Source organism: Segatella copri, assembly GCF_024330485.1.
Lineage (GTDB): Bacteria > Bacteroidota > Bacteroidia > Bacteroidales > Bacteroidaceae > Prevotella > Prevotella copri_L.
In genome coordinates, this window is record NZ_JANDWX010000001.1 from 524,413 (window position 1) to 536,823 (window position 12,411).

The 12,411-nt window shown below is 40.3% G+C and carries 9 protein-coding genes and 2 tRNA genes; all 11 read right to left on the minus strand.

Going from position 1 to position 12,411, the window contains the following annotated elements; translation table 11 throughout:
* Window positions 1–159 precede the first annotated feature (159 nt).
* The 11 genes from NNC77_RS02090 to NNC77_RS02140 all read right to left on the minus strand — a co-directional run bounded on the left by NNC77_RS02090 (window position 160) and on the right by NNC77_RS02140 (window position 12,385).
* Window positions 160–1,071 (minus strand): glycosyltransferase family 2 protein, encoded by a 912-nt coding sequence (locus tag NNC77_RS02090; protein ID WP_254969740.1) that lies wholly within the window; start codon window positions 1,069–1,071, stop codon window positions 160–162.
* Between the two features lie 31 nt (window positions 1,072–1,102).
* Entirely contained in the window at window positions 1,103–2,272 is a 1,170-nt protein-coding gene (locus NNC77_RS02095; protein WP_254969739.1) for a glycosyltransferase family 4 protein, read from the minus strand.
* 30 nt (window positions 2,273–2,302) lie between these two features.
* Window positions 2,303–3,538, minus strand: a complete 1,236-nt coding sequence (locus NNC77_RS02100; RefSeq protein WP_254969738.1) for a polysaccharide pyruvyl transferase family protein — start codon at window positions 3,536–3,538, stop codon at window positions 2,303–2,305.
* A 59-nt stretch (window positions 3,539–3,597) separates the two neighbouring features.
* Window positions 3,598–4,575: a hypothetical protein gene (locus NNC77_RS02105; protein ID WP_254969736.1), complete on the minus strand. Its 978-nt coding sequence runs from the start codon at window positions 4,573–4,575 to the stop codon at window positions 3,598–3,600.
* 65 nt (window positions 4,576–4,640) lie between these two features.
* Entirely contained in the window at window positions 4,641–5,954 is a 1,314-nt protein-coding gene (locus NNC77_RS02110; RefSeq protein WP_254969735.1) for a flippase, read from the minus strand.
* On the minus strand, window positions 5,947–7,143 hold the full coding sequence (locus NNC77_RS02115) for an O-antigen ligase family protein (RefSeq protein ID WP_254969734.1): 1,197 nt from the start codon (window positions 7,141–7,143) through the stop codon (window positions 5,947–5,949). Before NNC77_RS02115 ends, NNC77_RS02110 begins: the two co-directional genes overlap by 8 nt.
* 5 nt (window positions 7,144–7,148) lie before the next feature.
* The gene (locus NNC77_RS02120; RefSeq protein ID WP_254969733.1) at window positions 7,149–8,201 is read right to left on the minus strand and encodes a Wzz/FepE/Etk N-terminal domain-containing protein; all 1,053 of its coding nucleotides are present in this window, start codon (window positions 8,199–8,201) and stop codon (window positions 7,149–7,151) included.
* Window positions 8,202–8,320: 119 nt separating this feature from the next.
* Window positions 8,321–9,442, minus strand: coding sequence for an ATP-binding protein (locus NNC77_RS02125; protein WP_254969732.1), 1,122 nt, complete (start codon window positions 9,440–9,442; stop codon window positions 8,321–8,323).
* A gap of 35 nt (window positions 9,443–9,477) precedes the next feature.
* The gene (locus NNC77_RS02130) at window positions 9,478–12,081 is read right to left on the minus strand and encodes an SLBB domain-containing protein (protein ID WP_254969731.1); all 2,604 of its coding nucleotides are present in this window, start codon (window positions 12,079–12,081) and stop codon (window positions 9,478–9,480) included.
* A gap of 128 nt (window positions 12,082–12,209) precedes the next feature.
* A tRNA-Gly gene (locus NNC77_RS02135) sits at window positions 12,210–12,280 on the minus strand.
* 32 nt (window positions 12,281–12,312) lie between these two features.
* Window positions 12,313–12,385, minus strand: a tRNA-Thr gene (locus NNC77_RS02140).
* Window positions 12,386–12,411 lie beyond the last annotated feature (26 nt).

Here is a 12,411-nt window from a genome sequence, read left to right on the forward strand (position 1 = left end):
GAGCCCACTTGAAAAAGTCATTTTATAATAATTTCTTCAAATGTAACCATCTGATAATCAAATGGCGTTTGTAGGATAAAGACCCCAAAACTACTTTTTCAAGTGGGCTCATTTATAGTTTTTATTTGTTCACGAAAACTTTTAAATGCCTTCTTGTTGCTATTTGATCTGCTTGCAACTTTGCAGTTTCTCTTTTATATATAACTTTAGTTCTTCAAGCATGTAAAGGAGTGTTCTGTCATTCTTGCCATACTTGACACGTAGACGTTCTCTATAAATCTGTAAATTGATGCATCGCAGCCGGTTTCTAAGCGTCTTTCGCTCATCGTAATTTTTCTTTTTGTTTTGTATTACTGCCACATCAATAAGCATTTTCTCATATTTTATGTCGGGCATACGCTCTTTTGTAAGGTGTAGGTATTTTAGACTCTTGTCATATTTTATCTTACAATCTTTGAAACGATGCATTAGACGATAATGAATGTCATCTTCCTCACCATAGAGAAACACGCTTTCATCAAATAGTCCGACAGTTTCAAACATGGCTTTGTTTATAAAGAAGCATGATCCTGAGAAATGCATATATCTTGCTATGTAAATATCAAGACGCGTACACAAGGCAGAGAGGATGGTTGAGAGATAGCCGTTCATTCTATAGGTACATGTAAATGAATTGGTGCTTGGTTCTTCAAGAGTGAGCCACTGTTTCATGCCGAGCATGCACATATTCTTGTCCTTAGAAAAGAGGTCTATGGCCTTTCTGAATATTGGACACACAAGCCTTACGTCAGGATTCATGATAAGCACAACTGGTGCGGAGCATCGTCTTATCCCCACGTTGTTGCCTTGACCATACCCACCATTCCTACTATTCTTTATCAGTATAATATCTTCTCCCCACAATGTTTTAAGTTTCTTAAACATTGTATCGCACCCTCTGCTATTGTTGTCCACAACAACCAGCTCTATTTCCGCCAGCGAAATATCGGAATTCTCTATGATAGAAGTTATGCAATCATATATGTCCTTCTCTGAGTTGTAGGTTACAATTATTATTGAGACTTTTTTCATTTGTTTGTTCTTTTAATCATTGTTAATTATTTCACTTATTAGAGTCTGATAGTTTCTTTGCATAAATATCAGTTATGCCTTGTGCGATGGCTTTCCATGAGTATTTGCCCTCAGAATAGTCGTGCTCAATATTTGCCATCATTGCCTCTATTTTTTGTGGATTTTCTATCAATGTATTTATTGCAGAAGCCAAGGTGGCGACATCTTTTGGAGGAACGATAGTTCCATATTGTCCATTCTTAACCATGGAAGGTAGAGCACCTACATTGGTCGCAATTACAGGTTTGTTCAAAGCAAACGCAGACATAATAACACCACTTTGGGTAGCATCGACATAAGGACATACCACAAATAAGGAACTGCGTATCAGTCCAACAAGTTCGGTATCGTCAAGATATCGGTTGAGAAGAACTAGATGACCATTACTATATATAGCATACTGGTTTAAGTCAAAATAAATCTTACCTTTACCCGCGACAACCAACTTTACATCGGGATGTTTCTTGCAAACCTTATCCATTGCTTCGCACAGATATTCAATGCCCTTATGCGAACTAATTCCGCCAAAGAACAAGACATAGTTACTTACATCGGGCTTTTGTGGCTTAATATTTTGCAGGTTTGTATATGCGCTAAGATGCGATAAAACCACACGTTTTGCCCCCATATGGTATGTCTTAATAAAATCTTCTTTCTGTGTCTCGTTCAACAAAATAAAATCGTTAAGTAGCCGGAAACACACATCGCGATGGAGACGATTGAGCCATGTGTCCTCGCTTGAATGAGGCAGAGGGTCATGCATGGTTATAACTATGCGCGTACGCAAGAGATATGTGAAAAACTCTCCATAACGTGGTGGCCAAGTGAGATGTACTATGTTGATCTTCTTATGTAAAATGATACACACCATCCTGAATATAGTAAGGAGGTTACTAATTGACCAGTCGTGCTTGCCGGGAAGGTTTACTATATATGTCTTCGATAAATCTATGTCGTTAGCCAAATAAGCAAGTTCTGGAAAATCGGAAGCAGGATAAACCCCACCTCTTTTATTCAGCGATTCAATCTTTATAAGGGTGAGTCGCTTAGTCGATTCGGATACTTTAAGAAAATAAAACAAATTTATTTTCTTTTGCAATTCGCCAATTAGAGGAATGTCACAATCGGCTAAATGTGGTGTAGAGATATATGCCACTTTCATGTTGTTTTCTTTTTTGATTATTTAAGCGGCCTACAAAGAGCCTCCTATGTGTTTTAAAATTGTTGTCATCATTTCATTATATTTGCAGAGATAATCTTGAGCAAAAGTTGTGCATTTAGCTTTGTCAAACGTTTGTATTTTTTTAAATACATGGTCTGGGCTTGGCGTGCGACGAAACAGTGAATTGCTCGCTATTCGATTATCCAGCAGGCCGGCAACTTTTAATATGTGACGAATTTTGCTTGTTGAAGAGTCGCAAAACAAGCCGTTTGCATGTCTCGTTCCATAATTGTCAAAGCTAAAGAAAGGCACAGCATTGTGAATACACACAACGATAGGATGCATGTTGTTGCCAATGTAACCACAAGAATACTTGAGTAGAGCGTACCAGTCGATAGGGTTAAGCGGGAGGACAATCTCCTTTTCTAGCTCTCCTGCAGAACGGCTTGTCGAGAATGGTAACGATACACACTGTATGCCATTACGTTTTGCTATATTTTGAAGTTTGTTCAACCACGTTTGAGAGACGTTAGATCGCCTTTCGTTTTTGAAACTTATGAGTATATACTTGTCTGAAAGACCATATTTTTTCATCAGTTCCTCTTTAGAAGGCACTAATGTATTTGCGTTCTGATTGAACGCAAATACAGGGTCAGGTGTGACTGGTGGACAACATAATCCTTCGGTAATGAAAGAGAACATCTTTTGTGTGTCCATATCACGCACAGATACATAGCTATATGCCATGATACGCTCTTTCATTTGCTTACGAAGTTTTTTTGAAATGTATTTGTATTTTGAATCTTGGCTTGCCGCTGACATTAATGCAACAGGTACAGGTTTGTCGAGATAGTCGGTCCATATGCCCCAAAATGGGTTTGGAAACACCATGTCAGAAGTCACTGAATTAATGGCTACAATATTGCGACATGGGAAAACGATACGTTCAAACAGCGGATGGTGCTGTGCCACGGCATCACTACCTATTATAACAGTCTCTATGTGTTCTGTGGAAATAATGTTTGCTACATCTTTTATTGTATGACACAAACAGGTCTCTTTCCACAATTTGAGGCGCAGCTTTTTCTGGTTCTCAATTTGTGAAATCGGTGTATTTTGGGTATAATATTCTTCCAAGTCTTTAGCTACCCAATTTATAACCATTGGTTCGTGTCCATGATTCTTCAGAAACATGTATGTGGAAAGAAGCTGTAACATCGCTCCAAAATTACACACTGAGTGGTATGCAAGCAAACCTATTTTCATTTTATCATTTTGTTTAAAGTTTTACTCTATAATAAAATAACGACACAATGTATACTTTATTATTTATATAGCCCTAAATCATAGATTTTTTTATATTCAAAGCCGTTGTTCATGAGTAATACTCCCTTAGTTCCTCCTGTCCGGCCTCCAATGAAACAGCAGCAACGGGTAAGCAGATATATGGCAGCATAATAATCTAAGGCGTCTTTTATGGGATTGCGTTCCTTATCTTTCGCCTTGATTTGAGCGAGTAGTTGGTCTGATTGCATGTCCTTGCTGCTGTACCTACGCTGATCGAGAAATAACAATTTATTGCCAAATTCCGCTTTTAATACATCGAGTATGTCTTTATCTTCTGTTGCTACAAACACATAATTGCATTGTTTCTCCTTCATTACTTCTTTTGCATCCTTTATAATTTCTTTCATTTCAGGTTGAATAGGATGATTCTTTGGCTTTGCCACCACATAGTCGGTGCCACGGCATAAGATGCCAAGTACACGTTCTTTATCTTTAAAAAGTTGTTTCTCTTTGCTTCGAATGTAATCTAACGTCTTATTGTTGGGACGAATAAACGTCTTAAAGATATTACGGAAATGGGTGATTCTCTCTGGGTTGTCATAAAACTCTGTTTGTCCCATGAGATACTTCTTCGCTGGTGCTGGAGTCATGCGGTTGATAATCACATTTTTACTATTCTTTATATCTTCCAATCCATACCCCGCAGGTTGTTTAAAAAATATCTCCCAAACATTTTTGCTCTCATTTTTTAATGAGTATTGGGTGATGTAGTTTTTCAAGTCGACAACAGGAATGTATCCGTGATCCAAAGCATAGGCTATATGCATGCACACTTTGTTCACAATCCAAAACAGTCCGCCACCCTCATCGTTCCAACCTATCACATAGAAGGTCTTGTCTGCATTTTTACTTCCAAGACATACCTTGCGCTGGCGTCCTTTAAATAAAAGGTACTTATTGTAAATCCAATCGGAACAAGGGATATACTCAAATAATTTAATTATTAACTTCTTCATACAAAAATATAATTTAAAGTACCAATAGATATGCTTCCTTATTTTAAGCATTGGCGTTTTTTCTATTAACGGCTAAAAAGCATTTTTATTTTATACAAGTCTTTCCAACCTACAAACAAAGAACGCATTTGTATGTAAAACATGTAACGGTATGTAGGAATGAAAAAATGTATGAAAAAACCTGCTGCAAACTGTGTAGCTACGGCTACAATGGCAACTCCACACACACCAAAGCGTGTTATGACAAGAAGGTTTAGTACCACGCATACTATACAGCCGCTAAGACTACGCAACACAAAATATTTTTGTTTCTCCTCTATAATCAAAAGTTGTCCCGAAACGATATTAAGAGCTACACCTATTATTTTAAATGATAAAATCTGTAAGATAGCAATAGAGGCACCATATTTTAAACCAAATGTCCATAATACAATATATTGGGAACATAAGGATGTAAAGATGGCACATAATACGCACGACCACACAGTGACGTTCATAAACATTTGTGACTTTTTACGATACGAGTCGAGGTCGTATTTTCGTTCCTTAACGAGCAGCGGACTGACGGTTTGTATGAGGATGGTAGGAACATAAAGTAATACTTCAACAAACTTAGATGCTACAGAGAAATAGCCTACTGATGTTTTGTCAATCATGTTGCCAATCATGATTTGATCAATCTGTAAGAATACTGTTGCCGCTACTCCTGACAGCAGTAAAGGAAACGATTGGCGTAAGAGATAGCGTGCCCAAACTTTGTCAAAATGCCAAGAGCGCATGCTGCCAATCTTTTTCTTATAAACGTAGCAATAGCCTTGTGCCAAGACGCAGGCATCAAATACCAAGGAGATGACAAACCATAAAAGAGAAGCATGTACAAGTAACAATACAATCTTAATTGTCCCTGATAGTACTGTGCGGAAGATGCCTACCTTTACTATATATTCGTTCTGAACGAGCGAGGTAAAATAGTTGCGAATCACATCAAACGGCGTGAGTATGACAGTTATAGCATATATCATTATAATGCCATATGTGTAAAGGTCAGTCTCATTGATGTAAGCTACCACAGAAATGATGCCTATGGTGACGAACGATAGTAATAGACGTAGTATAAACACGGTTCCCAGAATAGTGTCTTTCTGTTCATTCGCCTTCGCCTCTTCTCTTATTTCTATATTCTCAAAGCCAAAGGTGGCTATAACGAGAAATAAGGTAACGAAGCTGATTGCATAGTTCATCACACCATATTGTGTTGGACCAAGGTATCGAGCCACTAAAATTCCAACCAATAACGCACTTACTAGACCTGTCATTTTACCAACTAGTGCCCAGAAAACATTCGATATTATGCGTTTGTTTACTTTATTCTCACTCATTATCTTCTTCTTTTTCTGTAAGTTGTCTTTTTTCTCTATTGTAACGTCCTTCAAAATAAGCTATGCAAAGCACAATGACGTTAAACCAATAATAAATTGCAATATGCGAAATCATGGTTAATACAATAATCAGGGCTCCAAGAACAGACATTGCAGGAGCATATTCTTTCTTTGTCTTGAGACACTCGAAAATGTCTTTAAACAGAAGACACAATGAGATTATATATAGTAACATTCCTGTCAATCCGAAATCGAACCATGCTTCTAAATAGTCATTATGAGCAGAAAGTACATAACGTGAATTGTGTACCACGGTGTTGAATCCGTTTCCAACAAAATAGGTAAAAATCCCCTGTTCGGTTATAAGTCGCCATGCTTCGGCCCATACGTCCGTGCGACCACTTCCATTGTCTTCTTGTATAGATTCAAAACGTTCAAATATATTGTTGTCACCCATTGTTCCTATGTAAGCAAAGATGGCAATAAACGCTGTGAGTACGCAGAATCCGATTATTGTTTTTTTGAATTTGCCTTGCTTTGATACCAATTGATTGGTTATGATATATGCTATCATTGCAAGTGCAAGAGCAAGTACACCTCCTCGTTTTACGGAAGAAAATACAGCTAGGCTGACGATAATAGTCAAACATGTTTTTCCAATTTTCGATGGATAAACCAAAACTAAAGGTAACATGTATAATGAGTAGTAAGATGACCCCAAATGTACATTCATAAGAATGTTGTCCACATCGTAAAAACTGTAATAAGTTAACAGAAATAATGCGGTGATGACAAGAAATATTATTTTTAACCATCTGCTATCGCCTTTATGCAAGACAAAATAATAGGTTGAGTTAAGAATAAGTATGGGGAATGCTGACCAAAATAGGCTGTTTAAATATGACGATATGCCTTCCACGCCAACAGGATTAATGGCTGTTACCAACAGTACCCATGTCATGTAAAGATTAAAAAATATAATAGTCTTTGACGGTATCTCTATAAGATAGTCTTTTGTGAAGGGACGCAGTACAAAAACACTCCACACCATAAAGGCAAAAGCTATTATAAAATTGGTATATGCTATGCCGCCACTTGATTCCTGCTCAAACATAACAGCACATGCACTCAATGCAAAAGCAATGAGTGCTATGTAATAATATGCTGTGATAATTTTTTCTTTTGACAACAACATTAATTTTTACCTAAAATATAGCCTTTTAAAACATAAGTTAAATCACCAATAAATACAAGCATTGTTATTGCAAGAACGAAAATCATCCGCCGAGGTTTTGCTGGCTTAATAGGTACGCTAGCACCTTGTAACGTTGTGAAAGCAGGAGTACGCTCACGGAGTTTTGCTTCTGCAGCTTGTAACTGGGTAACCATTGCTGTGTATGCATTAAACTTAAGCTGCATGTCGTTTTCAAGATCTGCCTGTTTGGAACGCACGCTTTCTAGAACAATATCCATGTTTGCATCTGAATAACTGCCATACAGTTGGCGAGCTTTTTCATAATCAGCTTTTGTCTTTGCTGTCAGCGCCTTGTAGTATTCTACATCATGACGTGCTTTTTGCGTGCGATAATTGGTGATAAACACTTGTAGTTTAAAAGAAACAGAGTCGGCTAAGCTCTTGCTTATCAATGGATCCTGTGCCTCTGTATGTATGGTTATTACGCCAGTTTTCTTATCTACCACCAGACCTATTAAATTTCTTGTTTCACCAACTATGTTGTCTTCCTCTTTGGATAGACTGTAAGGATTCTCAAGGTTTTCCGTGCTATTTACCCGTTTTATATTTGCTTTCTTTGATTTGAAAACACGCTTTACTGCTCCTATGACTTCTGTCCACCACGCATGTTTCTGATGTTTCTTAAGATATTCGTAATAAGAACATTTTATAGCACCATCCTGTGTTTTTACTTGTATCTTTAGTAGACTGGCAACGAAACCATTGTCATTTAGCAATTCTGGATAAAGAAGCGGTGAAATAGCATCTGATCCACCCATTTGAGTAAGGTCAATACCAAAACTTGAGGCTAACGAACTTACACCTCCCATATCTACAGAATTCTCTGCTTCTGGTACAAGCATGGCACTTGCAGTATAGGAACGTGGTACGCAAATTATTATGAGCGTAGAAAACACGATTGCTATAGGAATAGAAATGAGAAACAATTTCTTCTTTTCAAGCACAGTCCTCAGTATTTCCGATACATTTATATAACCATCTTTCTTTTCCATATTTTTTTTGTCTGTTTTGAATTGGTATTTTGTATGTAATAATAATATTAATACAATATTTCATACCAACTATAATAATATGTTATCTTATTAATACTTTATCCAAACTCTCAACTCCTTTAGTTTTGCTTAAAAAGGGGTTGCAAGATGTTGAGAATACCTTCTTCAATCTCTTTGTTGGGGATGCCTAATTGGTAGTTTTTGAATCGCTCGTCGTAACTCTTTATAGTTAGGTAACCGCTCAGGTATATGTCCAGAAAGGGATTGGAATCCACATTGTTCATCATATTGGCCTTTATTTGTGCCTTACTGAATTCTGTAATGCAATAGTCATGCTTCTTCAGAATGTCAAATAGGAATGTGTGAGTATTTGCCTTAAACCAGTAATCATCGTAGCGTGATTTTGCTAACGTGTTCAGTACGCTGAATGGGTTATAGATGCCTACTGTATTTTCCTCGAAATGATATCCGTCGTATCTTGCCTTCAGTTTTGCTATTGTGGCTTCTTCTGTATCGCCATTGGCTTCGGCTAATTCGCTGATACCTTCCTTGAAATTTGTAAGCAATTCTTTCTCTGTCATTCCGCAGATGCTAATATAGCGGTGGTCCATCGAGATATCCGTCAGGTTGTTGAGGTCACTGAACACGCTAACCTTGCCAAACTTGGTTACACCTGTGAGGAATGCAAACTTGATATATCGGTCTTGGGTCTTCAATACCGAATAGAATGCTTTCAGCTGTGCACGGTGTTCTGCCTGTAACTCTGGGTCGCGCAAGGTCTGAAGTATAGGCTTGTCGTATTCATCTATAAGAATTACAACACCACATCCTTCTTTCTCTGCAGCTCGTGCTATCACACCCTTGAAACGAAGGGCAAGTGTGGCTTCTGACTCACGGGCTCCATATTTGCATTCCCAAGTTGTGAGGTAGTCATTAAGCACCATATACAGGCTGTCTTTCTCTCGAAAGTTGCCTGTGTTGAGATCAATATGGAAGATAGGATATTTCTTCCATTCTGTCTCCAAGTCATATATGGCTAAGCCCTCGAAGAGTTCTTTCTTACCCTGGAAGTATGCTTCCAAAGTAGACAGAAAGAGACTCTTTCCGAATCGGCGTGGACGACTGAGGAAATAGTATTCTCCCTCTGTCGCCAACTTGTACACGAATCGGCTCTTATCTACATACGAATATCCATTTGTACGTAGCTTTTCGAAATCTTGTATTCCTATAGGATATTTCATAAAATGACTCCTTTTTTATAGGTGCTTGATTATTCTTACTTACTCATATTAGCAATCGTAGCAATCATGGCGGCGATGCTGCTCATGCTGCTTCCCATACTCATCATTTCGGCGGTACTCATCTTGCGCTTCAGCTTGGCTGGGATGACAATCTCACTGCCTGGTTGCACTTTGGCACCATGAGAGAGTTTGGCTACCTTACCATTCATATAGATGATGTATGCCTTGCTCTTTAATGCATCTGAGGCAAAACCACCTGCCTGGTCGATGTAGTAGCTTGGCTTCTTGCCCTTTTCGTAGGCTACCGTATTGGCAAACATTACAGCACCGTTGATCTTTACCGTACCATTGTACTGAGGAATGACCAGACGGTCACCCTCGCGCAAGATGATGTCGGCATCACTGCCTGGGTTCGCTAATGCTTCAGGAAGATCGATACCTACAGGATATTCGCTAGGTACATTGAACTTCTCTATGTTGGTACGCTCTACATCCTTAGAGGTCTGGGTGAGTGCACTGGCATTGTTGCTGCTGGAGGCTAGTTGCAGAAGATTTTTCTGTATCTCTTCGCGCTGCATCTTCAATACTGCCTCCATGCGCTGCTTCTCTTGTTCGTTGGCTTTGCGGATGATGCGGGCTCCCTTGAGATATGCCTGGTCGGTAGCTCCACCTGCCTTCTTGAAAAGTTCACTCAGGCGGGCGTTGCGATGGTCTAATGTATAGAGACCGGCAAACATCACTTCACCGGTAATTGATACGTTCTGCTGCTCTACATACGCCGGACTCTGACGAATCATTACTTCATCAAATGGCATCAGCTTGAAGCCAGGGGTGCCGTCGATAACGAAGCCGTCTTTAAGAGATAGGGTGTAGGTCTTGGCGATAACGCTGTCTGGATGTAAAGCCTTGGCATCCATTACTCTACGGCTTACCATTACATTAACGGTTGAAGCCTTGTCGGTTAAGCCGCCTGCCTGAAGAACGAAGTCTTCGAGTGTCTCATTGTCGGCATATTGGTAAACTCCAGGATACTGCACTTCGCCACGGATGGTGAGGGTGCGCTCAACAATCTTTTCCTGTCGGGTAGGAATGAAGAGGACATCGTTCTCCTTCAATGGGATATCTGGAGTCTTGCCGTTCATGATGCCGGCGATGTCTACACTTATTACTTCGAGCGAGCGGTCTGACTTCATGCGGTGCATTACGGCACGGTTAGTGAATGCCTCCTCTGTCAATCCTTCGGCATGCTCTACCAGGGTGCGTACGCTGTTGATTTCTTCGCCGAGATTGTACATGCCCGGACGGAATACGGCTCCTTTCACCTCTACGGTATTGGCGTAGCGTGGCAGGATGCTGTCTACGCTGATTGAGTCGCCGTCATCGATGCGGAAACTTGAGAAGTCGAACTCCCCAACATTATATACGGCATGTTCTCTGCCTGTCTTGCGGTTCAGTCTTACTGATTTCTTGTAGGCATCGCCTGTAAAACCACCGGAATACTTCAGAAGGGAATTGACACTCTCGTTCTTCTTCATTTCGTAAATCATCGGGCGCTTAACCTTTCCGGCGATGGTTACGAGACAATCGTATGGACCTACTACGATAACATCGTTGTCGGCAAGACGGACATTACCCGTCAGCTTGCCGTTCAGAATGTAGTCGTAGATGTCAACAACCGTTACCAGCTTATTGTGTCTGTATACCTTGATGTTTCGCAATGTACCCAGATCGTTGGTTCCGCCTGCCATGTAGAGGGCATGGAATACGGTGGCGAAGGCTGAGAGGGTATAGGTGCCCGGAATCTTAACCTCGCCCATTACGTTTACCATGATGGTCTTGGTCTGTCCTACGGTGAGTTTGATTCGGCTTGAACGGTATCTGCTGCCCACGGTATTGCGTAGGCGGGCATTAGCCTGAGCTACGGTCAAGCCTGAAACGCTGACTGGTCCATAACCCTCGATGGTTACCTCACCATCTGGCGAAACGGTACTCTCTATGGTTTTCTGTGAGGCACCATAGATATCGATGATAACCGCATCGCCAGGTCCCAGACGATAGTTCTGTGGGGTGGCGATGTTCATATTTGGCTCGAAACTGAGATCCTTGTTATTAAAGATGTCGCGGCCGAATACCTTGTTTCGCTTGATGCCGAGTTCAGCCTGCATCTGTTTAACCATGGTAGCTGTATCTGGAACCAGTGCATTCATCTCCTTGCTGAAGTTAGCATAGTCAGGATTACTCTCATCATAAGATGAATAGTAGCTGTCGTTCTGCTTGCTCTGGATGCGATAGTTGCTATAGGTTGAAGCCTGCTTCTCATTGTCCTTGTCCTGGTAATCTTCTCTTTGCTTACCATTGTTGGTCCTCATTCTCTTGTTGCCTGCATTTCCTGCAGCGGTTGTGCTGTAGAGCTCGTTCTGCTGCGACATCTTCTGATACTTATTGCGTACACGTCGAATCTGGGAGATGTCTACGCCCTTCTGCATCAGTTTGGTAACAATCTGCGAATTGGCTGTGCCACGCTCATGTTCTTTCACCACAAAGCTCATGACCTGATCATCGGTCATGTGTGAACTCTGTGCGAAAAGAGGCCCTGAAGACAGGACGAGCGCCAGTACAAGTATGATATGTTTCTTCATTATTATTTTTTTATCTTAGTTTAATTTATATAATAACTCGAAATGAGTTATTTTGTTGTTGTTGAAGATTGAAAAGATGTTAATAAAACAAGAAACCCAGGGGTCAACCCTGGGTTACTGATGTTCTGAGCGAGATACGGGAGTCGAACCCGCCTCACAGGCTTGGGAAGCCCGTGCACTACCGATGTGCTAATCTCGCGAAGGAAAATACTAACTCCTTTCACAAGAAAGAGCCACGAGCGGGACTCGAACCCGCGACCCACGCATTACGAATGCGTTGCTCTACCAACTGAGCCATCATGGCTTTTTGCCCTAAAGCAGATGCAAAGG